This is a genomic window from Marinobacter sp. CA1 (assembly GCF_020546665.1).
Taxonomy (GTDB): domain Bacteria; phylum Pseudomonadota; class Gammaproteobacteria; order Pseudomonadales; family Oleiphilaceae; genus Marinobacter; species Marinobacter xestospongiae.
The window spans coordinates 2,548,053-2,574,522 of record NZ_CP071785.1 but is presented as its reverse complement, the minus strand read 5'-3'; the positions used below and the strand labels follow the sequence as shown (position 1 = coordinate 2,574,522).

General features: G+C 59.6%; 15 protein-coding genes. 9 read left to right on the top strand and 6 right to left on the bottom strand.

Translation table 11 applies throughout. The features are described from left to right. Positions 1–6 precede the first annotated feature (6 nt). The 3 genes from J2887_RS11740 to J2887_RS11730 all read left to right on the top strand — a co-directional run bounded on the left by J2887_RS11740 (position 7) and on the right by J2887_RS11730 (position 4,403). Positions 7–822, top strand: coding sequence for an ABC transporter ATP-binding protein (locus tag J2887_RS11740; RefSeq protein WP_227171317.1), 816 nt, complete (start codon positions 7–9; stop codon positions 820–822). Between the two features lie 22 nt (positions 823–844). Continuing rightward, positions 845–2,155 (top strand): NtaA/DmoA family FMN-dependent monooxygenase, encoded by a 1,311-nt coding sequence (locus tag J2887_RS11735; RefSeq protein WP_227171316.1) that lies wholly within the window; start codon positions 845–847, stop codon positions 2,153–2,155. 178 nt (positions 2,156–2,333) lie between these two features. Beyond that, on the top strand, positions 2,334–4,403 hold the full coding sequence (locus J2887_RS11730) for a TonB-dependent receptor (RefSeq protein ID WP_227171315.1): 2,070 nt from the start codon (positions 2,334–2,336) through the stop codon (positions 4,401–4,403). Between the two features lie 13 nt (positions 4,404–4,416). Here J2887_RS11730 and J2887_RS11725 read toward each other — a convergent pair whose 3' ends face one another. Continuing rightward, entirely contained in the window at positions 4,417–5,172 is a 756-nt protein-coding gene (locus tag J2887_RS11725; protein ID WP_227171314.1) for a class I SAM-dependent methyltransferase, read from the bottom strand. Between the two features lie 85 nt (positions 5,173–5,257). On the opposite strand from J2887_RS11725, the gene J2887_RS11720 reads away from it, so the two are divergent. Further along, positions 5,258–6,586 carry a DUF2252 domain-containing protein gene (locus J2887_RS11720; protein ID WP_227171313.1) on the top strand — a complete coding sequence of 443 codons (1,329 nt, stop codon included), beginning with the start codon at positions 5,258–5,260 and terminating at the stop codon, positions 6,584–6,586. 36 nt (positions 6,587–6,622) lie between these two features. Here the strand turns inward: J2887_RS11720 and J2887_RS11715 are convergent, their stop codons facing one another. Beyond that, positions 6,623–8,998, bottom strand: a complete 2,376-nt coding sequence (locus J2887_RS11715; RefSeq protein WP_227171312.1) for a TonB-dependent siderophore receptor — start codon at positions 8,996–8,998, stop codon at positions 6,623–6,625. 190 nt (positions 8,999–9,188) lie between these two features. Here J2887_RS11715 and J2887_RS11710 point away from each other — a divergent pair, with 190 nt between their 5' ends. After that, entirely contained in the window at positions 9,189–13,682 is a 4,494-nt protein-coding gene (locus J2887_RS11710; protein WP_227171311.1) for a PAS domain S-box protein, read from the top strand. A 13-nt stretch (positions 13,683–13,695) separates the two neighbouring features. Continuing rightward, on the top strand, positions 13,696–16,047 hold the full coding sequence (locus tag J2887_RS21770; RefSeq protein ID WP_227171310.1) for an EAL domain-containing protein: 2,352 nt from the start codon (positions 13,696–13,698) through the stop codon (positions 16,045–16,047). Here the strand turns inward: J2887_RS21770 and J2887_RS11700 are convergent. The 4 genes from J2887_RS11700 to J2887_RS11685 all read right to left on the bottom strand — a co-directional run bounded on the left by J2887_RS11700 (position 16,044) and on the right by J2887_RS11685 (position 21,624). Next, a complete protein-coding gene (locus tag J2887_RS11700) occupies positions 16,044–17,246 on the bottom strand; it encodes a serine hydrolase domain-containing protein (RefSeq protein WP_227171309.1) in 1,203 nt (400 codons plus the stop codon). The genes J2887_RS21770 and J2887_RS11700 overlap by 4 nt on opposite strands. A 63-nt stretch (positions 17,247–17,309) precedes the next feature. Beyond that, complete coding sequence (locus tag J2887_RS11695) at positions 17,310–18,497, bottom strand: MFS transporter (protein ID WP_227171308.1); 1,188 nt, start codon at positions 18,495–18,497, stop codon at positions 17,310–17,312. Position 18,498: 1 nt separating this feature from the next. Continuing rightward, positions 18,499–20,640, bottom strand: a complete 2,142-nt coding sequence (locus J2887_RS11690; RefSeq protein WP_227171307.1) for a TonB-dependent receptor — start codon at positions 20,638–20,640, stop codon at positions 18,499–18,501. A gap of 33 nt (positions 20,641–20,673) precedes the next feature. After that, the gene (locus J2887_RS11685; protein WP_227171306.1) at positions 20,674–21,624 is read right to left on the bottom strand and encodes a helix-turn-helix domain-containing protein; all 951 of its coding nucleotides are present in this window, start codon (positions 21,622–21,624) and stop codon (positions 20,674–20,676) included. A 424-nt stretch (positions 21,625–22,048) separates the two neighbouring features. On the opposite strand from J2887_RS11685, the gene J2887_RS11680 reads away from it, so the two are divergent. The 3 genes from J2887_RS11680 to J2887_RS11670 all read left to right on the top strand — a co-directional run bounded on the left by J2887_RS11680 (position 22,049) and on the right by J2887_RS11670 (position 26,383). Then, entirely contained in the window at positions 22,049–22,606 is a 558-nt protein-coding gene (locus tag J2887_RS11680) for an RNA polymerase sigma factor (protein WP_324197200.1), read from the top strand. 174 nt (positions 22,607–22,780) lie between these two features. After that, positions 22,781–23,776 carry a FecR family protein gene (locus J2887_RS11675; protein ID WP_227171305.1) on the top strand — a complete coding sequence of 332 codons (996 nt, stop codon included), beginning with the start codon at positions 22,781–22,783 and terminating at the stop codon, positions 23,774–23,776. A gap of 111 nt (positions 23,777–23,887) precedes the next feature. Next, entirely contained in the window at positions 23,888–26,383 is a 2,496-nt protein-coding gene (locus J2887_RS11670; protein WP_227171304.1) for a TonB-dependent siderophore receptor, read from the top strand. Positions 26,384–26,470: the final 87 nt, after the last annotated feature.

Genomic DNA, 26,470 nt, shown 5'->3' with positions numbered 1-26,470 from the left:
AAGTGTATGACGACCACGATCGATTCCGCCGTGCTGCGGGGTGAGTCCCTGGCGCTGTCCTATGAGTCGCGGCAGGTGTTCCGGGACCTCAGCCTGACTATTCCCTCCGGCAAGATCACTGTCATTGTCGGCCCTAACGCCTGTGGCAAGTCATCGCTGTTGCGAACTCTGTCCCGGCTGCTGGTGCCGGATCAAGGCCACGTGCTGCTGGATGGTCGCGACATTCACCGCTACCCGTCGCGGGCGGTGGCCCGTCGGCTTGGGCTGTTACCGCAGTCATCCACCGCGCCGCCGGGAATCTGCGTGGCCGATCTGGTGGCCCGCGGCCGCTTTCCCCACCAGACGCTCCTGCGTCAGTGGACCGCCGCCGATGAGGCTGCGGTCGACCAGGCCATGGCCGCAACCGGAGTCACGGGGCTGGCGGACGCCACCCTTGAAGAGTTGTCCGGCGGCCAGCGCCAGCGGGTGTGGCTGGCCATGTTGCTGGCCCAGGACACCCCGGTGATGCTGCTGGACGAACCCACCACCTGGCTGGACATTGCCCATCAACTGGACGTGCTGGAGCTGTGCCGACGTCTGAACCGCGACCAGGGTCGGACCCTGGTGATGGTGCTCCATGACCTCAACCAGGCTGCCCGCTACGCCGATTACCTGGTGGCGATGAAAGCGGGCGAGGTGGTCGCCGCCGGGACTCCGGCCGAAGTAATGACCGAAGCACTGATCGAGCGGGTGTTCAGCATTCGCGCCCGGGTGGGCATAGACCCGGAGAGCGGCAGTCCATGGGTACTGCCAGTATCCAGCACTGGCCAGATGGACGACTGAAAAAAGGAGACGGAGGAGTCGGATGAGCGAGAGAAAACTGTGTATCGGGTTGTCCCTGGCGACCACCTGGCTGACGGGCAACGCCTGGCGCCGCCCGGAGAGCCGGGTAGAACAGATCTGCCAGACGGATTTCTATGTCGACTACGCCCGCCGGGCTGAGGCGGCCAAACTGGATTTCCTGTTTCGCCCGGACTCCCTGTTCCTCAACCCGGACACACTCAACCAGTCACCAGGACTGGCAGGGGTTGATCCCACCCTGCTGCTGGCGACCCTGGCCCGGGAAACCTCCCGTATTGGCCTGGTCACCACGGCGTCGACCACCTTCAACCACCCCTACCACGTGGCCCGGTCGATTCAGTCGCTGCACTGGCTCAGCCAGGGGCGTGCGGGCTGGAACATTGTCACCGCGCTGGATGGCAACGAGAACTTCGGTATGGAGGTGATGCCGGACGCCGATGCCCGCTACGACCGGGCGATGGAATTCACGGAGCTGGTGCAGGCGCTGTGGCAGAGCTTCCCCCAGGCGGCGCGACTGAATGATCGGGTGCAAGGGCAGTACGTCGATAGCGCCAAGATCCAGCCGGTTAATCACCAGGGGCCGTGCTTTAGCGTCAAGGGCCCGCTGAACGTGCCGGCGTCGGACTTTGGCCGGGTGCCGTTTCTGCAGGCCGGGGCGTCGGATCGGGGGCGGGACTTTGCCGCCCGGGTGGCCGACGCCATTTTTGCGGCGACCCCGGACCTGGAGGCCGGTGCCGAGTTGGTCGCGGACATCCGCAGCCGTGCCCGGGATCATGGCCGTGATGCTCGGGCCATCAAGGTGTTGCCCGGCCTGAGCCTGTTCCTAGGCCGAACCAGGGAGGAGGCTCAGGCGCTGTACCGCGAAACCCATGCCGACCAGAACCCGCAGCGCAAATACGCTTTTATCCGCGAGGCACTGGGGCTGGATGTCAGCGAACTGGCTCCGGATCAGCGTCTTACCCCGGCGCTGTTGCCGGACCCGCAACGGCCAGTGCGCAGTCGCACCCACGCCGACCTGTTGCGTCGACTAATCGAGCGGGAGCAACCGACGGTCCGTGAACTGCTGGTGCGGCCGGAGGTGGCAGGCTCCGCCCATTGGCTGGTGGTGGGGACACCGGACGACGCCGTGGCCAGCATTCTCGAGCGCTTTCGGGCCGAGGCCGCCGATGGCTTTGTGGCGTTGCCGGGGGGCTCGGACGCCTCCCTCTACCTGTTCCTCGACGAAGTGGTGCCGAAGCTGGTGGAACAGGGCGTCTTCCGGCGTGACTACGCCGGTTCCACCTTTGCAGACCATCTCGGCATCACTGGGAGGTAAAGAGGTGACCCCCGGGTTTTCCAATCGGGGGTGTTTTTTTCCCTTTGGGGGTGGGTGTCTCACGCAAATTTAAGAGAGATTCCCATTCTCATATGGGCGAGTGCCAACGTGCTCCGTCGGCACCGTTCCCGCACTCTGTGCGATCCGCGTTGTTACCTGCTTAGAAGGAGATGTCCCGATGCCCCAGCTTGTTCCTGCAAAGCCGTGCCTGGCTGCCGAGAAACCACGTTTTCCGATTCTGGTGCTTGGCCTGGGTCTGTGTTCGGTGCAGGTCTCCTGGGCGGACAATGCGTCACCAGCGGCTCACGCCCTGCCGCCCATCGTAGTCACCGGGGAGAAGGTCGAGCGTTCCATCTACGACACCAGCTCCAGCGTTGAGGTTTACGACCAGCAACGAATCGAGTCCACCCCCGGTGCGACCGAACTGTCCGACGTGCTGGACCTGAACCCGGCGATTGTTGATCCGGGTATCGGCAACCACATGCCAGCAGTCCGCGGGGTGGATGGCTCCGGTTCCTCCATTGGTGGCCTGGCCACCTTTGCCGGTGTCCGACCACGGCTGAATGTATCGCTGGATGGCCGTTCGCTGAGCTACAGCGAAATGGCGTTTGGCCCCCGCTCGCTGTGGGACATGCGTCAGGTCGAGACCTACGTCGGCCCGCAAAGCCACATCCAGGGTCGCAACGCCCTGGCCGGTGCGGTGGTGATGAAAAGCAATAGCCCCAGCTTCCAGTGGGAAGGGGCGGTGAAAGGGGCGGTGGGTAACCAGGGCTACGCCCAGACCGCTGCCCTGGTGTCCGGTCCGATTGTCGAGGGTGAGCTTGCCTTCCGCCTGTCGGTGGATCGCCAGCAGCGGGAAAGCTACGTTGATCTGGCCACCTACGAGCCGGTTGGAGACGCCCGTGAGGTGGAATCCACCGCCGCTCGCTTCAAGCTGCAGTATGAGCCTGCGGCCCTGCCGGACTTTGGCACCACGCTGACGGTGAGCGATATGGATACCCGTGCACCCCAGGCCGAGTACGAGCTGTCCAACCCGCCCTCGCGCCAGGCCAATGAGTTCCGGCCGGTCTACACCACCGATTCCACCAGCGCCAGCTGGGACGTGGTTTGGGACCTGGGCCGCCAGATGCGGTTCGAGAACAACGTGACCTTCAGCAGGCTGGAGTTCGAGCGCCGGACCCAGAACACCTCTGCCAACTTCACCTCGGACGGCGATGAGTTCCAGATCGAGCCATTGCTGCATTTCGGCGCCGACGACGAGTCCGTCCGTGGTCTGGTGGGCGTTCGACTGTACGATTCCGATGCCGATGAAGCGTTCATCAACGCCGTTGGCAACCAGCCGATGAAGGATGAGACCCAGACCCGCTCCGCGTTTGGCGAACTGACCTACCCGCTGGCAACCACCGTGGACCTGACCTTCGGGTTGCGATACGAGTGGGAGCGGCGCCAGCGGACCGCGCTGGTGCAGTTGAATCCGGTCTTTGGTGTGGATCTGGATTTCGATGAAACCTACAACGTCCTGCTGCCACGCCTGGACCTGGCCTGGAAACCCCGGGCAGGGCAGACCTTCGGCATGAAAGTGGCCAAAGGCTACAACGCCGGCGGCGCCGGCCTGTCGATCACCAACTTCCAGCCCTACGAGTACGACGAAGAAACGGTGATCAATTACGAGGTTTACGCCCGCAACGCCCTGCTGGACGGTGAGCTGGAACTGACCGCCAACGTTTTCTATAACGACTACAGTGACATGCAGCTGCCGGAGTACGTTGGTGCCGACGACATCATCATCCGCAACGCTGACAAGGCCATCAGCTATGGCGCCGAACTGGGCTCACGCTGGATGCCGGCACCGGCTTTCGCCCTGACCGGCAGCCTGGCCTTGCTGAAGACCGATGTCGAAGACTTCGACGGTACCGTGATCGAAGGCAACGAACTGCCCCGGGCACCGGCCTACGCCGCCACCCTGGGAGCCGTCTATGAGCCCCTCGACAACCTCGAGCTGAGTGGCAACGTGCGCTACAGCGACAGCTACTACGCCGACTACGATAACCTGCCGGCGGAGAAGATCGAGGGCTACACCGTGGCCAATGTGCAGTTGGCCTACACCTATGGCCCGGCCCACATGACGGTGTTCGTCAACAACCTGTTTGACACCGACGCCGAGACCATGATCTTCAACAGCCTGGTGGATAACCCCTTGCGGGTTCAGCCGCGCCTGGCCGGGGCATCGTTCGAGTACCGTTTCTAACGGGGCACGGCTGCTACCCGGGTCTGGTCGCCTCGAAGGTGAGTATGCCGGCATCACGCCCTGGCACCTGGCCATGCCGGTAGTCGCCGCAGACCTCAATGTCCGCGAACCCGGCGGCTGCCAGAGCCAGCGTCATTTCGTGCACGCCCCACCAGCGCAGGTGGAAGGTCTCCAGCTGGCTGCGGGCAAGCTCGCCGTTGTGCCAGTGCTCGTAGCGGAGCTGGGCGTGGGTGGTCTGCCGAAGGTAATCGGTTGCCAGCGGGGTGTGCTGCAGGGTCAGCAGGTCATCGCCGGTTTGCCAGTGGCGGCAGCTTGCGCCCGCATGGATCAGTGATGACATCGGGTCGAGATCGAGTAGCAGCCGGCCTCCCGGGGCCAACGCCGCAAGGAAGCGGGCCAGCACCTGCTGGGCGACGGCGGTGTCCGTGATCAGCTGGAACGAGCCAGCCGGCAGGATAATGGCATCAAACGGATGGTCGTAGTGAAAGTCCTCAAACCGCTGGCAGGTCAGCGGCGGCTCCAGGTCACGGCGTCGGCACTCCTGCCGGCAATAGGCCAGCATGTCCTCTGAACCGTCAAATCCGGTCACCGACAGGCCGGCTTCCAGCAGTGGTATCAGCACCCGGCCATTGCCTGTGGCCGGCTCCAGAATCGGGCCGGTGCAGGCTGCGAGGCGGTCACGATAATATTCGATATCGCCAAAGGAATGGCCGATGGGTTTATCAAGGTGGTAGACCCAGGCGGCCAGGGTTCCGTATCGGTTGATCATCTCTGTCACTCCCTGTTGATCGTCGCATCATACCGCCAAACCTTTTAAGGTAGGGTCCTGTTAATCATTGTGAACGGGAGTCTACATGGACAAGGAACTGACCCTGCATAACCGCAACCAGCAGGTGGTGCGGGCCATTGAGGCCAACAACGCCGAGCTGGATGCCGACGCCCGTAGCCGCAAATTTACTGCCATGGCTGAGTCACCTTACCGCTTCTTTCGTGGCACCAGTCACCTGTTCTGGCAGGACATGTACAACGACTGGCGGTTTGCCCTGTTTGGCGGCGTGGCCGGCACCCAGACCTGGATTCAGGGCGATGCCCATGTCTACAACTTTGGTGCCTTCGCCAACCACGACGGGGAGGTGATCTACGGTCTGGACGACTTTGATGACGCTGTGGTCAGCGACTACCAGTACGACCTCTGGCGCCTGGCCATCAGTCTGGTGCTGGACACCCGCGAGAACGGCCAGTTCAAGGCCGATCACTGCCGGCAAGCGGTGGTCACCCTGGCCAGCCGTTATCTGGAGGTGGCCTCCTGCTATCAGGAGCAGGACCTGGATCAGGAGGTGCACTTCACCGCCGAAACAGCCACCAAACCGCTGGACGGCTTCCTGAAGAAAGTGGCCCGCAAGAAAGGGCGCCAACGCATGCTGGCGAAGTGGACCCGCTTCCAGAAGAACGGCAAACGGGTGTTCGATGCCGAGAATCCGAAGCTGAAGCGGCTGTCGCCCCAGGCCCGCAAGCAGTTTCTGGCGGCGTTTGAAGACTATCGCCAGACCCGCGGTGAGGGTTTGGAGGACGACTTTACGGTCAAGGACGTGGTGCGCCGTATCCGTGCCGGCACCGGGTCCATGGGGACGCCCCGTTACTACGTGCTGGTTGAGGGCGAGGGTGGTGACCACGAGAATGACCTGATCCTGGACGTCAAACGCCAGGATGGGCCGGCGCTGCTGCAGGCGATGACGGCCGTTGAGCAGGATGCCTATGCCCGCGCCTATCCGAATGAAGGGGTAAGGCATGCCAAGGCCTTCCGGGCACTGGCGGAGCATCCGGACCGTTACCTGGGCTGGCTGGAAATGGACGATGGGGTTTACTCGGTGCGGGAGCGGTCTCCCTTCAAGGACGACTTTGACACCACCGGTCTCAGCAAGAAAAAGCACTACTTCCGCATGGCGGCACAATGGGGCGAGATCCTGGCGACAGAGCACAAGCGGGCCAGCCGCAGCCTCAATCCTGACCAGCCGTTTCTGTTCGAGCAGACGCTGGCGGCCATGACGCAGGACCGGGAAACCGAGTTTGCCGGCCTGGTGACGGCAATTGCTGTTCACTACGCCGAGTGTGTCGAGCGCGACTACCACACGTTCATGGATACTCTGGCGCCACTCGCAGGGCCAATCTCGGCACAAGATTAACCGGGGCCCGGCAGGCCGGCCCCCGGTGCATTGCCGTCAGAACTGGGTGCGTAGTGCCAGCACCAACTGGCTGGGATCGCCGAAGTAATTCTGGCGTCCGCCACCGATGATGCGGCTGTAATAGTGGCGGTCGGTGAGGTTGGTGCCGGTAAGGCTGACGGTGGTGCCTGGCTCGATCTGGTAGGCCGCCCGGGCCGACAGGGTGGCGTAGGAACCCTGCTCATAGCGTGCTCCATCCCGTTCGGTGTGGATACCGCTGCTGTATTCCATGCCTGCGCCCAGGGTCAGACCATTGAGGCTGCCGCCGGCAAAGCCGTATTGGCCCCAGAGCTTGAGGCTGTGTTCCGGTGTGCCGGGTGCGAACGGTTTGCCCTCGGCGTTCTCGTCGGCATCTTCCAGCAGTTCGGTGTCGGTGTAGGCATACCCGATCACCACATCAACCCCGGGCAATGGACGGCCGCTCAGTTCGGCTTCCAGGCCCTGGCTGCGCACTTTGCCGCCGGCGACGGAAGCGTCCTCAATCAGTGCGTCGGCAATGGCACGGTTCTCGTCGATGATGCGGAAGAGCGCGGCGCTGTAGTCCAGGCGTCCCTGATTCAGCTGTCCTTTGATGCCGAGCTCGAACTGGTTGCCCACTCGCGGTTCCAGTACCTTGCCATCGCGATCGGTTGCGGTCTGGGGCTGAAAAATCTCGGCGAAGCTGGCGTACACCGACAGGTCCGGCTGCAGGCTCTGGATGACGCCGGCGTAGGGGGTGAACTGACCTTTTTCCTCATGGGTTGAGTCGGGGCCGGTTTCCCAGTGGCTCAGCCGGCCGCCCAACACCAGGGTGGTGCTGTCGGTGACGGCCAGGTTAGTGCGGCTGTATAGGCCATACTGCTTGGTTTCGGATTTGCTGCGCGGGCCGTATTCGAACTCCGGCAGGGGCAGATCCCGTACCGGGTCATAAACATTCACCGGTGGGTAGTCATAGTTGACGCCGGTGTACAGGTCGCTTTCGTTCTTGCGGCCACTCACGCCCACCAGCACCGAGTGTTCCCGGTCCATCAGCCGGAATGGCTGATTCAGGTAGGCATCCAGCGCCAGGTCGTCGCGGCTGCCGCCCCTGTTCAGCGCGATCCGGCCGACTTCGTTGGTCTCCGGATCGATGGTTGTGGTGGTGTAGTTCAGTTTGTAGTCGAAATCGCCGGTGCGGCGACTGAGGTTGATCTTGGCTTCGCCACCGTTGGCGAACAGGTGCTCCAGTTCAATGAACAGGTGCTTTGGCCGTTCCTCTTTGCTGTTCCAGTCCGAGCCCAGGTTGGTGGAGCGTTTGAAATCGCCAAACTCGCCGTCCGGCCCCACGGGCCAGCCCACGTAGGGGACCCGGTCTGCGCGGGTGGCACTTCCGCCAACGGAGACCGTGGTCGTCGGCGCCAGATCGTACTCGATCGTGCCGTAGAGCACGGTTTTGCGGGAGTCGATGTCGTCAATGAACGAATCCAGCTCTTCATACACCGTCACCGCTCGACCGCGGAGAGCTCCGTCCTGTGAAAGCGCGCCGGAGAGGTCCGCCTCCAGTCGGTAGCCGCCCCAGGAATCAACGCTGGAGTTGAACTGGCGGGTGGTGTCAGCCAGCGCGCGTTTACGGGCCAGGTTGATGCCACCGCCGGGCTCGCCGGCGCCCTGCAGCAGACCGGCCGGGCCCCGCAGGACCTCCACCCGGTCATACAGTGCCATGTCTGGAGCTCCGACACCGTGGGTGCCGTTGCCGGTAGAACCGGTGGCGACGCCGTCAATGCTGACCGTGTCGATGGCAAAGCCGCGGGACAGGAACTGGGCAGCACCGGCGCCATAGTCCTCAACGGTGACGCCGGTGACCCGCTGCATCACCTCCCGCAGAGTTGTCAGGTTCTGGTCCTCGATCTGCGCACGGGTCACCACACTGCCGGACTGGGGGACGTTCTGACGCTCGCCCAGACCGCGACCAAAGCTGCTGCCCTCAAAGGTGTAGGCGCCGGTACCGGCGGACTGGTTGGCGTAGTGGTCAGCGCTGACCTCCAGCGGCCGCAGGCTGGTGTTGTCACTGCGCACCAGGGTGTAAACACCGTTGCCCTGATCGACCACCGTCAGGCCGGACCCGGACAGCAGGGTGGCGAGGGCGCTGTCGACCGAGTAACGACCGTCCAGGCCACCGCTCTCAAGCCCCCGGGTAAGTCCGGGATCAAACTGCACCGTGACACCCGCCCGGGCTGCAAACGCCGTCAGCGCGGTGGCGAGAGGACCGCTATCAATGGTGTACGGCTGGGCAGACTGAGCCTCCGCTGCCAGCAGCGGGCCACCCGGCAGCACGGCGCCGCCGGCAAGGATCGAGCAGAGAATCCCCCGCCGCAGGCGAGACAGGGAAGGGGTCAGGATCGAAGTTGGGATCATGGAAACGGTGTCCTAAGCAGTCGGTTCATCGGCAAAGACGCAGCGGAAACGAAAAGGGGACAGATCCGGGGAACTTTTTTCGGCCAGGTCCCGAAGGGCGCGCTTTGAGGCGATTTGGCGGTATCGGGTAACCGATGGCAGCGCGGGATGCACTGCTTGAGAGAGGCTTTCGAGGTGCTACTATCGAGTTATGATGCCATGGGTGTTAACCGCTCGGGACACTAGCCTGCATGACAAAGGCATCTTCCACCGCGAAATCGAACAGATCGGACAGTTCGGCTTCAGCCCCGGCGAGCAGTTCGGTGCTGAAGGTCAGGAGGGCGCGTTAATGCACGAACCCGGAAAGCACGAAGCTAACGAAGGATCGAAACGTTTGCTCTTGGCATTGCTGGGTGTCTCGGTGCTCCTCCTGGTTGCAATGGTGGTCTTTTTCAGTCACATCGAGGGGCGTGTTAATGAGACGCTCAAGCGTGGCCACGCCCTGGCCGAAGAACACGCCAATATACTGCTGTATGACGAAATACTGACGATGTCCGCCTCCATGGCTGCGGCTACCGGCAACCGCGAGTGGATTGATCGCTACAATCGATACGAACCCCGCCTTCTGACATCCCTCGAAAATGCGCTGGCACTGAGTAACACCGGCAAACTCAAGCTGGCCGTCAAGGCGACTGAGACAGCCAACAATCAACTGGTGGAATTAGAGCGTCAGTCGTTCGTCCTTGTCGATGCCGGTGACGCCGAAGCGGCCCATACACTGCTGAATAGTCCAACCTATCGCGAACTGAAGCAGGCCTATGCTTCTGGGATGGCAACCGTTGCTGACACTTTGCAGGAAGAGATTGAACAAACAGAGCGCTTCGTTGAGCGAAGCTCCTGGCTTGCCGTTGTCGCCTCAAGCGTTGGACTCGCCGTGCTGGTTACTATCTGGTTGATGATGTGGCGTATCTTTGCATCTTGGCGCTCCAGCCAGGCGCAACTGCTCGGCAAGGCTCGACAGGCGCATCTGGCTGCCGAAGAAGCAAGGAGCCGAATCAAGGCCGTGGTCGACACGGCTGTAGACTCGATTGTGATCATCGACCGCAATGGCATCATCGAGTCGGTGAATCCGGCCACTGAACGCCTTTTCGGTTATCCGGCGGCCAACCTGGTAGGCAACAACATCAGCATGCTGATGCCAGCGCCCCACGCCGAGAATCACGATGGTTATCTGCGTCGCTATCACGAAACCGGTGAGGCTCGAGTGATCGGTGCTGGCCGCGAAGTGGAGGCCAGGCGTGTCGACGGTACTGTATTCCCCATCGAGCTGAGCGTTAGCCGCCTGGAACTGGCAAGCGGGTTGCGCTTTGCCGGAATAATTCACGATATCACTGAACGCAGGCGATTCGAGCAGCGTCTTCAGAACGCGAACGCCGATTTGCGCACCATGTCACTGGTTGCAAACAATACCGACAACGCGGTGATCGTTACCGACCCCGAGGGCCGGATTACCTGGGTCAACCAGGGCTTCACTGAGATCAGCGGCTACATTCTGGAAAAGGTTCTCGGGCGCAGACCGCTGCTGGATTTGCTGCAAGGCCCGGAAACGGACATGGTGGTGGTGGCGCGGATCGAGGAACGGCTGCGCGAGGGGCTGCGGGTGGACGAGGAGATCGTCAACTACACTAAGGCGGGAGAGCCTTATTGGCAGCATATTGAGATCGCCCCGGTGTACGACGATCAGGGTGAGCTTGTGCAGTTTGTGGCCCTCGGTCAGGACATTACTGAAGAGAAGCGACTGCTGACTGAACTGCAAGAAGCGCGTGAAGCTGCGGAACGGGAGCGTGATGCAGTCACCGAGGTCAACCGCATCATGAGCCTGACCAGAGCAGCGCTGGATCGTACCGGCGTGGCGGAATTCTGGAACAGCGCCATCGATGGCCGGGTGTTGCGCGTGTCCAACTATGCCTGCGAACACCTCGGCTACAGCCGCGAGGAGCTGCTGCAGATGACGGTGTCGGATTTCGATCCAAACTTCACTGAGGACCGGTTTGCTGAGCTGGTCGTGCCGATCAAGGAAGACGGCTGGCAACGTTTTGAAACGTTGCATCAAACCCGGGACGGGCGGCGAATACCGGTAGAGGTCACCGTAATGCACGAGCCCGGTCGTGGCCAGCGTGAAGATTTCTTCGTGTCCTTCGTCACCGACATTACCCAGAGGAAGGAGAGCGAGTATCTGTTGATTCAGGCCCGTGAAAATGCAGAAGCGGCCTCACGCGAAGAACAGCGCTCCCGGAGTTTTCTCTCCACCCTGCTGGAAGCCTTGCCTGTCGCCGTATTCTACAAGGATACACAGGGGCGTTATCTTGGCTGTAACAAGCACTTCGAGCAGACCATAGGAGTGACTGAAGAACAGGTTCGCGCCAAGACGGCGATGGAGTTGTGGCCGGGAGACCTGGCTGAGACTGATCACCAGAAGGATCTGGACCTGATTCACCATCCTGAACCTCAGACATACGAATACCAGGTCGAGACCAAGTCGGGCGAACGACGTGATGTGCTATACCACAAGCAGGTTTATTTCGATGAAAAAGGGGAGATGGCCGGCATCATCGGGGCGTTCGTCGATATTTCTGAACTGAAGCGTACAGAGCGGCTGTTGGCGCAATCAAAACGGGAGGCCGAGGACGCCAGCCGTGCCAAGTCCACCTTCCTGGCCACCATGAGTCATGAGATACGCACCCCGCTTAATGGCGTGGTCGGCACCATGGATATGCTCGAACACACCAGTCTGCTGCCCAGTCAGTTGGACTTGGTGCGTACAGCCAAGGATTCTGCACACCTCTTGCGCGGTGTCATTGACGATGTGCTGGATTTCTCCAAGATCGAGTCGGGCCGGATGGAGCTGGAGAGCGTCCCTTTGTCTCTGGAAAGCCAGCTGGATACGGTGGCCGAGAACCTGCGCCACCAGGCATACAAGGTTGGGGTGGATCTGCTGATATTCTTCGACCCGAATGTGCCTCGGGTAATGGGCGACCCGGTTCGACTCAAGCAGATTCTGTTCAATCTCGGCGGGAATGCGGTCAAGTTCAGTAAGGATCTACCTGATCGTTCCGGCAAGGTGCTGATCTCGGTGCGCCTTCAGGAAGTGGTTGCACAACAGGCGAAACTGCTCATAGAGGTGAAGGATAACGGTATCGGCATGAGTGCCGAAGTTCGCGAGCGCCTGTTCCAGCCCTTCATGCAGGCCGAGGGTGATACCACCCGGCGGTTTGGGGGAACCGGGCTTGGCCTGGTGATTACCCGGCGCCTGATCGAACTGATGGGGGGCAAGGTGGCGGTGGAGAGTGAGCCGGACCGTGGCTCGAACTTTACGGTCCGTCTGACCCTGCCAGCCCTGATAGAAGAGGCCGAAACCGATACCTCGAGCCTCGAGGGTATCCAGATCTTGCTGATTGATGACGAGCGTGAGTCTTCCCACATATTGCAGAGCTACCTTCAGCACGCTGGCGCCATAGTGACTGTCGCGGCGCCGGGCCAAGCGCGCCAGATATGCCGAGAGCTGCGGGACCGAACGGAGGTTGCGGTGGTGGTTATTGATAACCATGGTGATAAGGAGATCTCCTCGGCGGTGCGTGAGCAGCTGTGCCACGAGTTTGACCAGGTCGACTTGCGTTTTGTGGTGGTGGAGCGTGGGCGGCGGCGCTACCCTCGTGTCGACCAGAAAGACGGCCAGACCCTGGATCTGAATGCCATGCGCCGACGAACTCTGCTCCATGCGGTGGCCGCGGCGATTGGCCGTATCGACCCTGAACCGTTGCCCGCCGCCCCGGCCAGTGATCAGATATCCCGGTTGCTTGATGCTGAAGCGGCAAGGGCTGCCGGACGGATGATCCTGTTGGTCGATGACAACGAAACCAATCGCAAGGTGATTGGCCAGCAACTGGTCATGCTGGGTTGCGGTGTTGAGTATGCCGAGGACGGCCGGCAGGCCCTATCGAAATGGCGCAGTGGCGACTATGCGATGCTGTTGACCGATTGCCACATGCCGGATATGGATGGCTACGAGCTATCTCGCAGCATTCGCGAGGACGAACGGCAGACGGCGGTAAAAGATGGCAGGGGCCACTTGCCGATCATTGCGGTCACTGCGGACGCGATGAAGGGAGCTGCGAACCAGTGTTACGACGCCGGTATGGATGGCTATTTGACCAAGCCGATGCAACTGAATGAACTCGATGCTGTACTGCGCAAGTGGCTCGGCAGTCCGCCGCCGGCTGACTCTCCGGCATTAGGTGGTTGCGCTGAGGCCGTGTCGCCGGAAGGGCGAGTCGATGGAATGGACAGCGACGCCGATATGGCTGCAGTCGATCCCAACGTGCTTGCCGAACTGGTAGGCAGCAATGAGCGGTCGATACTGACCGGCCTATACCAGGATTTCCTTGCCAGCAACGGTCCCACAGCGTGGCAGATTGAGGCGGCCAATAGGGCGCGCGATTTCAACGAACTGGGTAGCCTTGCCCACAAGTTGAAGTCTGCCGCGCGCACCGTGGGAGCGAACGTGCTCGCGGATACCTGCCTGGCGCTGGAAGAGGCCTGCAAGGAAAAGGACGAGCAACGTATTGCCTCGCAGATGCAGGGCTTCATTGGGTTGTTTCTCAAAGTCCAGACCTGGATTGACCGCTATAATGGAGGGGACCGATAGGACTGGCAGGGGCGTGACAGTTCGCGCCATGGCGAATGTCGCGAAGATGAATGCAAAGGGAATGTTATTGCCGATGATGTTGCCACCAAAACCTGAGAATGAGAACCATCGACTACGGGTGCTGCGCAAGCTTGATCTATTGGATACTGCGCCGGAAGAACGTTTCGACCGTATCAGCGCAATCGCCCAGAAATTGTTCGATGTCCCCATTGTGCTGGTCACCCTGGTGGATGGAGAGCGGCAGTGGTTTAAGTCGAACAGGGGGCTGGAGGTCCAGGAGACTGCTCGGGATATATCGTTCTGCGGTCACGCGATCCTGGGGGACGAGCTGTTTGAGGTGGAAGATGCCCTGGAAGACTCGCGATTCGCCGATAATCCCCTGGTGACTGGGCATCCGGGTATCCGTTTCTACGCCGGCGTGCCGGTTGCCGCACTGGATGGCAGCAAACTTGGTACGCTGTGCCTGATCGACAGCAGGCCCAGGCAATTGAGTGATGACCAGCGCCGGATGCTCATCGACCTCGCCCTGTTGGTGGAAGCGCAGCTCAATCACGGCGAGGCGTTGCAGCTGGCTTCGGGCCTCAATCATGCCGAGGTGGAGGCCGGGGTAACGCAACGGGCCCGGCTCGGTATACGGCAGGTGGTCGAGGAAAGTCTGCGACCAATGCTTGATGGCGTTCGTGAAACCCTCGAAGAACTCGTCAATGCCGAGCTGGGCTCAGTCCGGGGTGAGCAACAGCTGCTGATACGGCAGGCGCTGATCAAGTTGCAGGGCGTTTCAGATGATATTGAGGCATTCCTGAAGCCGGATGCGCTCAGTGAACTGGTGGGCAGTCCACAAGCCTCGACACCTGAAGACTTTTACAAGGAGTTTCTCGCAGCCGGCAATAGCTGTGCGGAACAGATTCAAACTGCGGGTGCCGGAGAGGACCTCAGCGAGTTTGTCCGCCTGGTCAGCAAACTGACGACATTTTCAAACGCTATCGGAGCCACTAATCTGGCCGAATACTGCAGCGACATGGAGAGCGTCGCTCGGGAACAGGACAGGATGGCGCTGGACCAGCGCATAAAACGTTTTCCTCAGGTGTATACCGAGGTCTGCGAGTGGGTGGAGAGACAAATCGGAGCCGGAAAGATCGAGATTCAACCCTTCGATCCCAAGGGGTTCAGCTATTCGATCCTTATCGTGGACGATGAGTCTTTTGTGCTCAAGGTCACTGCACATGCCCTTGAGAATATGGGGTTCACACATGTGGTTACCGCTGAAACGGGGCAGCAGGCGCTGGATCTGCTTCGCACGACTACCCCTGATGTACGCCTGGCGCTGGTCGATCTCAATATGCCTGACATGGATGGCATCGAACTGCTGCGACGTTTCGACGAGGTGAGCTACAGCGGGGATATTTTGCTGTTCAGCGGCGAAGACAGCCAGACACTGAGCATGGCTGAGTCTCTTGCCAATGCACGAAATCTATCGGTACTTGGTTCAGTTGGAAAGCCGGTCCAGCGTGACAGGTTGCTCGAACTATTGGCCAGGCGTACCCAGCGTTCCAGCCGTCCGGCCAGGTCGGTGACTGCGCCGCATATTTCCGCCGCCATGCTGGAGGCCGCAATTGATGCGGGGGAGCTGGAGCCGTGGTTCCAGCCGAAGATCGATGTCTTGAGCCGCCAGCCAGTCGGAGTTGAAATGTTGGCGCGCTGGCCGAACGGCCCGACTGGGCCGGTCTATCCCGACGAGTTCATTCCGGTAGCCGAATCCAGCGGCCTTATCGATCGGATGACTTTTATGCTGATTGCTAAAGCCGTTGCCATTGAGCGTGAGTGGCGCGCCCAAGGTGTGCAATTGAAAATTGCGGTCAATCTGTCGATGCAAAGTCTGCAGGCAACGGATTTTTCGCAACAACTGGAGCAGGTTGTGGAACAAGCCGGAGGTGACCTCAGCTCGCTGCAGCTGGAGGTAACCGAGAGTAGCTTGATGGAGGATCTGATTGCCCCGCTGGATGTCCTCCTGCGATTGCGCTTGAAGAAAGTTCGTTTGTCCATCGACGATTTTGGCACCGGCCACTCCAATTTGTCCCAGTTGCGTGACTTGCCGTTCGATGAGCTCAAACTGGACCGCAGTTATATTAGAGGTGAGGGGCAGCGGGCCAGGACGATTCTGGAATCCAGTGTGGACATCGCCAAGAAAATGGGGATGAGCATCGTGGCTGAGGGGGTGGAAACCCTGGACGATTGGCGGCGAGTCGAGAAGCTGGGCTGTGACCAGGCGCAGGGCTGGTTATGTGCCAAAGCCATGCCGGGCGATGCGATACCGGCATGGATGGAAAACTGGGAAGAAACGTGCCGTCAGTTATTCAACGATTAAAGGCAGTCATAGAAAACCCTGGCCAGCTTAGCCGCACGATGTCCGATGATCGTATTGTCCTTGGCGTGAGGCTGGTAGAGATGGTTGCAAACGTAACCAAAGCCGACCTGATGATCAGGGTCTGCGAAAGACGTGACGCCTCCCATACCCACATGGCCAAAGCTGTTGGGGGTTGGTCCCAGATCTGCCATTGGCGCCAGGTTGAAATACAGGCCCATGCCAACGCGGACGTCTTGCTGAACTCCCTCGTCTTTGACCGGGTCAGGGTTTTCATTGGCAATGCGCTCAACCATCGCTTCTGACAAAACCTGTGCGCCGTCCAGGCAACCACCTTGCGCCAGCATGGCGTAAACGCGAGCCAATCCTCTGGCGCTTCCGAACCCGGTGATTGCGGGGGCTTCGGTATGCTGCCAGCGAGGATTGTTCGGATGGTAATCCTTGCTGCAAGGGCGAAAATACCTGGTACGCCAACCGCCAAACCGAGACAGGATGTGAGAGCAAAGCACCAATCGTGACCTGGTTTTCCAGTTGTCACCATCGCAAGTGGCCAGCACCGGGCGCTGTTCAGCAAGCAAACGAAGTGACAGATCCATCCCCAAAGGATCGGCAAAGTGCTCCGAGAAGTAATCGGCCGGCATTTTTCCGGAAATGCGCCGTATTACCTCACCAACAAGATGGCCAAACGTAACCGCGTGGTAAGCGGTAACCGTCCCTGCCGGCCACAATAAGGGGGCCTGCTCCATAGCCGATATCATGCGATGCCAGTCATAGACATCACCAGGCCGGTTGGTGTCGGCTGTTGGCAGGCCGGCACTGTGATGCAACAAGTGATTAAGCGTCACTTGGGATTTGGCTTCCGTATCTGCCTGTGCGAACTCCGGCCAATATTTAACGACAGGGTCGTCCAGGTTGGCGAGACCGCGGTCAACAATGTGCAGCAGGCAAAGTGCCGCCAAGGCCTTGCCTGCGGAAAACAAACTGACCACCGTATCCGGTTGCCACGGGTGCTCCCGCTTGGGCGACGTATGGCCTGCCCACAGATCAACCACGACGTTTCCCTGATGGTAGATACACAGCGCGTTCCCGAGTTCATCGGGATGCTGCTGCATCTGATCGAAGGCTTCTTGAACGGGCTCGAAGCCGCTGGCTACTGTGCCTGACGGATGTTCATTCGTTGCTATGGGGCTGGTTTCAGACATTATCTGGCTCTACACATAGTGAGTTGGGTGATGCGAAAAGCGCCATGACGGCCATTGGACGCTTTAAGCGCCAGCTTCGTTGCTCGTTTTATCGGGGAGGAGGCGGGCGGAACTGATCACGCTGATGCCAGCTGCCAGTGTCAGGATTGCCGTGAAGGCGAACAGCGTGGCGTATCCCGCGTATTCAGCCAGGATGCCTGCCACAATGGCCGCACCAAATCGAATAAAGGCGTCCACCGAGGTTAGAACGGCGTAGGACGAGACGGGAGCTTCCGGCAGCGCGCGTTGCATGTATAACTGCCAGGTCAGGACTGTGAACGCACCCGCCAACACAAAGCCGCTGATTGACAGGATGATGACAGCGAGTTTCGCCATCATTGGCACCTGGGCGAGGCAGAAAAGCATCAGGCCTTTCAGGGCGGCGCAAACCAGAAAGCAGGTTTTCAGACCAAACCGGGCAATCAACCAGCCCGATGTCAGCGATACCGGTACCATCAACCCCATTGCCAGACTGCCCAGCAACAAGCCTGACCGCTCTGGTGACATCCCCGCATCAATAAGCCGGGCCGGCAACAGCACATCGGCGCCGCTGGCGGTGGCAATCAGAATCAGGCTGATGCAAACCGGCAGGTTGCCGAGAATCCTGGCTCCCTGGAGAAAAGTGACTTGCTGCACGGCACTTGCCCGGGGGCCGTCGTTTAGCAGCTTGCCGGTCAGACCAGCTATCGCCATCGCAACACTGGTACACAGAATCACCGGCCACCAACCGAACCAACTTGCGACCCAGGGCACCACGCCGCCACCGACAATGCCACCCAGGACCATGCCACCTGCGGCAAACCCGTTTGCCCGTGCGCGGTTTGTTTCATCCAGGGTGCGCATGGCCCAGCCTGCGTAAAGCAGCTGCAGCATCAGGGCGAGTAGCGCACACACGGCGGCTAGGGCAATCAGTGGCCAGGTTGCAGCCTGTTCAGTCAGCGCTGCAACAGGTAGAAAACACAATGCCAGCAGTAACGCCAGAATGGCGATGGCTTTGGTTCGCGTGGCGGCGGGTACTGCGATTCGCTCAAACCACGGCGCCCACAACCACTTGAGCGCAGAAGGCAGCCATATGATCCAGATCAGGCCGATTTCGATCAACGATGCGCCACCATCGCGCAGCTGTGCTGGCACCGCGATGGTGAAGAAAGCCCCCTGCAGACCAATGACCGCAGACAAGGAGAGAACGCCGAGATAGCCGCTTTTCGTCATATCAGAACGCAATACTCAGGCCGAGTCCCAGAATTCTGCCCGTGCCGACGGAGGCGGTGTGAATATCTGGCGTGTATTCCGATGAGAAATGCACCGGGCGTTCGTCCAGCAGGTTATGCCCGAACAGATACAGCGAATTGTCGCCTCTGCGCCAAGACACGCGGGCATTGAGGATTTCGTGGTCGGGCAGTTTGAAGTTGTTGCCAATGTCACCCTCACGGTCACCAACATAAAGCCAGTCAGCCGAAAGCAGGATGTCATTGAACAGATTCACGCTGGTGACAGCAATCCGGTAATCAAAGCCAAGCGTCGCTGAAACGTTTGGTGTCAGTGGAACTTCGTTGCCTTCGCTCGCCCCGGTATTGGTGGTGGCGGACACCGATTGCATGTCGCTATCCAGCAGGGCCAGCGAGGCACGCAGTTGCAGATCGGCTGTTGCCTGATAGGCGCCATCAAGTTCCAGGCCATAACTTCGGTAGTCCTGATTCGTAAACGTGTAGTAGACGAGCCCTTCTCTGAACTCGAAATCAAACATCTGGCCATCTTTCACGTCATTATGAAAAAGCGCGGCGTTGATGTTCATTCGATCATCAGCGGAGACGTATTTCAGACCGGTTTCCCAAGTCGTGTTGGTCGCTGATTTAAAGGGATCGGTTTTGACGCCAGTTGCAGAGCCTACCAGCAGTTTTTCGTAGCCGCCTGCAGCGTAGCCTCTGGACCAGGAGGCGTAAGCTGTTGTGGTATCGGTGACATCAAACGATAAACCCAGACGCCCTGTGGTGTAATGGTCCCCGATGTCGTCAGTCTGGTGGAACGTCGGTACGGTGCCGGGGAAACCGTTGGAAACATAGTGGCCGTCAACGTCCTGGTCTTCCCAACCGTAGCGAATACCGGCGGAGAGTCTAAGGCGATGTGTCATTGCCCAGGTACCGTCAGCAAACAGCGACCAGGACCGGGTATCGATATCGACATCCGTCACCCCGTTTGAGGTGGGTTGGGTGGCACTTTTGGCGTCCCGCTCGCCGCTGTAGCCAGACTGAAAATAGTTGGCTCCGGCCACCCAGGAAAAGTGTGAGTCGTCATCCGACGCCAGCCGTAGTTCCTGGCTGAATATCCGTTCGCGTTCTTCGGTTAAAAAGTAGTCTGTGGTGGCATCAGTGAATGAACTCTCAGGCTGGCCGGTTAATGCGGAATACAGATACGCGTCAGACGCACCAACATCGCCGTCGATATGCTGTTTCTGAAAGCCGGTCAGGGAGGTCAGGCGAGCGTGGCCAAACTGTTTTTCGGCTTTGATGATTGCCTGAAGATTTTCCCGGTTGTGCTCCGGTATCCGATCATCGCCGCTTTCCGGAAAGTTCGGGTGCTCGTAATAAAGTAGATAGGAGTTATGATTCTCCCGCTTATCGGCCTGCAACATGGTCGAGATATCCCAGCCGGACGCCGTGTAAGCGGTCAATGAGAGCCGGGCGCCGGATAATGAAGCCCCGCCTTCAGTACCGTTTGCAATGCTATTGGGTACATCGCCGTCAAAATCCTGAAAACGCAGAGCGATCCGGGCAGCCAGTTGATTGGCCACCAGCCAGTCACCAGCGACAAAATCCCCCTTCTTGTAGCCATCGGTACCGGCTTCAACCGACAGTCGCCTCTCATAGTCGCCATCCGCGCCGTGGGGAACGAAGTTGATGCCGCCTGCGAGGGCATTTCGTCCAAACAATGTGCCCTGGGGGCCACGCAGGACTTCAATTTGCTCCATATCGAAGAGACTGGCGGGAAAGCCGAAACTGGAGGTTGGTACTTCGTTTACCGAGTAGGCAACGACATGATCGGTTGCGCTTAAAGGGTATCCCAGCGGACCCACGCCGCGAATATTGAGGAAGTCAGTACCGGGTTGGCCAAAGCCGGAGAATGTCAGCCCAGGTGAATTCAGAGCGATGCCTGCTCCGGGTTCGGTGGGGGTGGTTTCCACTTCCTTGTGCTTCAGGACGGTTACGGCACGGGGCTGCTCCTGAAGATCCTCATCGCGCCGGTCGGCACTGACCTCTATGGCGGGCAGTCTAATGTGGGCGTCCTGCGCAGCGACGGGGGCGGGCAGGGCAGGTGCGATCAGGATAAGAGCCGGAAAAACAGACTGGCGCGACATTGATGTTCCTCATGGCGAATGTGCCGGAACACTCTATCGGGTCGCTTCAAGGGCAGCTTTCGTGTGATTGGGTTTTCGTTTGTCAAAATCGGGTTTGTCTTCAATCTCCTGACTGGGTGAGTGGCCAAATCGGCGCCGGTAAGCCGTTGCGAAAGCGGCCGGACTTGAAAAACCAACGCGCAGGCCGGTCTCAGTCACGGAGAGTCCCTCAGATCTCAGCATGCGACGTGCGGCATCCAGGCGCAGATCACGTAAGAAAGCGAAGATAGTCCGTCCATAGGCCGTTTTGAAATTGTCACTCAGCGTGCTGGGGTTAACCCCCGCGATTTCTGACAACTCTGTTAGCGAGGGCGTTTGGTCGAGGTTGTCTTGCAGGTAGTCGGTAACGAGCTTTACCCGGTTGCGCGCTCTATGCTGCAAGCTTCCCCGCATCCCGTCCTGCTGCTTTAGCTGCTCGGTGGCCCGGCAAATGTAGGCCATAAAATTCATGAAGACCGCCTCAAGCTCAAGTTCGCGAAATGGCGCATCCTGCGGGATCTGCAGTGCCTGTTCGACCAGGGCATTCAATGCCGGCAGAACCGGTAGAACCGTTAAGCTCGATTTGTCCATGAAATGCGCTTTCAGGTATAGGAGAGAGGTCTTGAGGGGGCGCCCCAATTCTGCAGGTAAGGCAAGAAAATCAATGTGAAGGCCAACACCTGCACAAAACTCACCCGCGTAGTAGGTGTTCGTGCAAAGGGTTGGTTTGGCGAAGCTCAGAACGATGGGCCGACCGACCGGTATTGGTATGCGGTTGCTGCCGCCACTGTGCACCGAAGTGGATTGGCCACACAGCATCAAGCCGATGAACAAACCGGGATGCTGCAGGGATCTGATGTTGGCATCGGCAGCATAAATCATATCGTACCCGCCAAACATGAGCCCTTCGCATGGCTGGTAGGAAAAATGTCGGTTGATCGCCCGAGGAGTACCGGCGGCGTTCATTCGCTTCTCCTGCATGTCTTGTAGGGACAATCCCTTCCGTGCTCTGAGTCAGTTGAGGCCCGCCCTCCGTGGCCGCTGGGGGCTCATGCAGCAGCCCGATGCATGGTCGGCTGTGCTGACGACAGGCCGGTGACATGGGGAGTGCTGAACTCCGTGGTAATGATAATCATTAATAAATTGGAGTAAAGCACCGGATCGTATTGAGAGCAAAACGCCTTTGGCGCGCCAGTCCAACGAGTTAATCAGAGGCTCCTTAGGCGATTGCTTCGCATTCTCTGCCAGAATTGCCCTGAATTGAGGGGTGTCGTAGAATGCGTCGCATTCCTATTTACGGCGCTTCCTGTGTGGGTTCCCAGGCGACGCTTAAACACCCCGGTGAGGCTCCAGTAACTTGGGGTGGCTGGACCATGGGGGAGGCCCATCGATGCGGTACGCAATGCCGAAATCCCGATTTTCTTCATTATCTCAGGCTGTAGAGGCTTACTACGAGGAGCTTCGCCAATTTATCCGCCGACGGACGGGGTCGAGGTCCATGGCAGAGGATGTGGTTCAGGAAACCTGGATTCGTGCCAACACCACGACCGTGGATCTGCCGGACAATCCCCGCGCTTATCTTTATCGAATGGCGGGTAACGTGGCCGTGGACCATTTGCGGCGCCGCCAGGTGTGGGAGAGGGTGGAGCAGCCTCTTGCAAACGAGACAGACGAACACGGCATACAAACGCTGGAAACCGTACCCGATGGTGCCCCTGATCTTCTGGAAGCCCTGATGTCCCAGAAGCAGCTGGTTGCCCTTAACGCCGCCGTGCGTGAACTGCCCGATAAATGTCGGGAAGTGTTTCTGCTGTATCGAGGTCATGGCCTTACGATGAGGGAGATTGCTGAACGGCTGTCCATTTCGGATAAGACGGTTGAGAAGCACATAGCCCGGGCCATGGTGCATTGCCGGGCCCGTGTCCGGGCGGCAGGGCGGGAGGTGTGATGTTGCAATCAATCAATCCCCGGTGCATTGCTGCGCGCGATGGCGGCTCCTGTACCAGTCTTTCCGGGGCTGGGCTGGGGGATTCCGATCCTGCCGCTCGTCTTATTTCAAAGCCGCGAGTTGATGCCACCGCCATTTGCTGCCTCGGCCCATTCCGACCAGGGCGAATCCGCTATGACCAATGACCCCTACGAGTACCGCGATGCCCCCATGGATGAGTTGCCTGATGAGGTACTCGAAGAAGCCGCCATCTGGCAAGCGCGGTTACGGGACGTCGCAGCGGGAGAAGTGGCGGGCAGGCAGGTGCGAGCAGAGTTCGGGCGGTGGCTTTTAATGGATACTCGTCATCGACAGGCCTTCGCCGAAATGGAGGCGCTTTGGGGGGCGTTGGAGGAGCCTGTCGAGCAATGGCTGGCGGAGCTTGAAACCGGCGCGCGGAGCAGGGCATCACGATGGTCGTCCCTAGCCATGACCGCATGCCTGGTGCTGGCGGCATTCCTTGGCGTTGGCTGGCAGCAGGACTGGCTGGCTCAATGGCAGGGCGACTATGTCACTGCGGTGGGAGAAACGGCGGCCATTGAGCTGGAGGACGGCAGTCGCATTGCCCTCAATACCGACAGTGCCCTGGCGATCGATTTTGGTCCCGAGGCGCGTCGTGTGCGGCTGATACGGGGCGAGGCATGGTTCAACGTGTCTTCGGCTGACCCGAGACCGTTCATCGTGGTCACGGACCCTGGCTCGGTAACGGTTACTGGCACCCGGTTTAACGTCCGCCTGGCCGGGGAGGTGGCTATTGCCAGTCTGGACGAAGGTCAGGTGGTGTTGCGTGCTGCCGATGTTGCTGAGGACAAGCCGGTGGTGCTGGCGCCGGGATGGCAATCTGTGCTGGCCAGCGACTTCATCAGTCCGCCAGAAGCCTTTGATCGTACTGCAATTACCGCCTGGCGGCGTGGCCAGGCGGTGTTCTATAACACGCCTCTGGCGGAGGTGGTGGCAACCCTGAACCGCTACCGCCCTGGCCGAATTGTGGTTGTTGGGGAAACGTTGAACCAACTCAGGGTCAGTGGCGTTTTTGCCGTTGATGACCCTGATGCTGCGCTCAACGTCATTGCCAATACCCTGCCAATTCAGCAGACCCGTCTGACTGATTACCTCGTTCTGATTCGCTGAGTGCGGGGTAACTTTCTCTGAAAAAGTGCATCCGGACTGGGGGAATGTTCCTCGTTGCCGCGTCTCATCACCTGACACTAACAGTAACGGTTCTCAATAGTATTTGGGTATATGACGATGCGAGGCAGACACAACGTGAAGGATAGCAACTCCCGGTCAGCTGTTCGGACAGGGGCCGGGGCGGTGACACCTCCCGGCAAACGCAACAGCCTGGCGGCTGCGATTGCGCTGGCGATACCGTTAACCGTGGCGACGGCCGGTGCGGCGGTGGCGTGGGACCTGACCAACGGCGAGACTCAGGCTGCGGCCCAGTCGCAGCCGGTTTACCTGTTCGATATTCCTGCCAAGCCGTTGCCTCAGGCAATCACCGAGCTGTCTGCGATGACGGGGATTCAGGTGCTCTACACCGAACAATCCACCTTCGGTCACACGGCGCCGGCTCTGCAGGGCAGCTTCACGATCCGTGGCGCCCTGCAGCGCTTGCTGGCCGGCAGCGGGCTGGTTGCAAGATTCACCGGCGACAACTCGGTGACGATAGAGTTGACCAGTGAGGATGACGGTCAGTTCTTGGAGACTCTGTTGATCAAGGGCGCATCCATGGCTGCGGCGACCGAATCGACGCGCTCGTACACTCCCCGTTCTTCCGGTTCTGCCGCTGGTTTACAGCTTTCTCTCCGGGAGACGCCCCAGTCCGTTACCGTTGTTACCCGTCAGCAGATCGATGACTTTTCGCTGGAAACGGTGGACCAGGTACTGGCGAATACGCCGGGAATCAGCGTCAATCGAGCTGAAACGGACAGGGCTTTCCCCACGGCGAGAGGCTTCAAGGTTGAAAACATCAGTGTTGATGGGGTGTCGAGCGCCGCCTACGGCCTGATGAGTGCGGATTTGTTGTCGGACACCGCCATCTATGATCGGGTTGAGGTGGTTCGCGGCGCCGCTGGACTTTTGAGTGGCTCTGCCAGTCCTTCAGCCTCGATTAACCTGGTACGAAAGCGTCCAACCCGGGACTCCCAGGGCCAGCTGGTGGCCAGCGGTGGACGCTGGGATGCGGGCCGCCTGCAGGGGGATCTTTCCGGGAGTCTGGTGGCATCGGGCCGTGTGCGTGGAAGGCTTGTTACTGCCTATGACAGTCGCGATTCCTATATCGACTATTACAGCAACGACAAGACTGTTGCCTATGGGATCGTTGAGGCCGACCTGTCTCCCGGCACGGTTCTGGGCATTGGTATCGATTACCAGGCACAGGACGTTGAAGGGACCACCTACGGTGAGCCGGTGCCCTTTTTCTTCGACGATGGTACTCCGACCCATTTTGGCCGCAATGTGACCACGTCCGCGCCCTGGTCCACCAAGGATAACCGTCGTACCGTCGTGTTTGCTGACCTGACGCATCGATTCAACAGCGGTTGGCAGGTGAAATTGTCAGCAAGTGATCTCAACGGTGAGGTTGAATCGGATAAATTGCTGTACATGTCCGGGCACCTCAATCGACAAACCGGAGAAGGCTTGAGCGTCTCCCCCAACAGCTTTAGCAGTAAGCGTGATCTGACCAGTCTGTCAACTACGGCTGACGGGCAGTTCAGGTTTCTGGGGCGTAAACACGAGCTCCTTGTGGGATGGAGCAAATCCAGAGAAACCATCGCCAGGACCTGGTATGAGGACCCCGCGGTCGAGGTGGGTAACTTCTTCGACTGGCCCGCTCCTGACCCCGGGAGATACGGCGAGGCCGAAAGCACGGGAGGCTGGACGACAGATCAGTGGGGAGGCTTCGTCAACAGTCGCTGGTCGCTTGTTGATGATCTGACGTTGTTGGTGGGAACCCGAATCAGCAGTTACGAGTACACCAGGAGGGACGAGGGGGTTGAGGGCGCCCGCTATGACCACAGTGGTGTTTCTACACCCTATGCGGGGCTGATGTACGATGTTGCCGATGACTGGTCGGTCTACACGAGCTATACCGAAGTGTTCAAACCGACTGGAAACCGGGACCGGGATGGCAACGTATTGAAGCCGGAATCAGGGGCCAACTATGAACTTGGCCTAAAAGGCGAGCATTTCGACGGCACCGTGAACAGCTCCCTCGCCGTGTTTCGGGTTGAGCAATCCAACGTATCTGAGCCTGATGTCAGGGTCGGTGACGAGCAGCGCTACAAATTGGTGGATGGCGTCACCTCCGAGGGTTTTGAAGCTGAGCTGAACGGTGAGATCTACACCGGATTGAACATTGCCGCCGGCTACACCTTTCGCACATCGGAAGACGTCGATGGCAACAAGGTCATGAGGTCAGAGCCCAGGCAGATGCTGCGCCTGAGCAGCAATTACCGTCTGCCCGACAACTGGCGTGCGATAACGGTCGGTGGTGCCATTCGCTATCAAAGTGAGACGGTTGCCGAGGGCAAGGGGCCCAATGGCGAAAATGCCAGGCAGGGGGCCTACGCCATTATGGATCTCCGTTTTGGGTACGACTTCAGCGAGTCGGTGTCGGCAGGCGTCAACCTGAACAATGTCTTCGACAGGAAGTACTACAGCTCCGTGCCTGTCTATAATCACGGATATTATGGTGAGCCCCGCAATCTGACCGTAAGCCTGCGCGGCCGGTTCTAGTGTCCGGTCTGGCTGAGGAATCAGCGAGACGGGACAGTAAGGGGCTTTGATTGAATCGCCAATGATCTGCCGTATAATCGCGAGCCT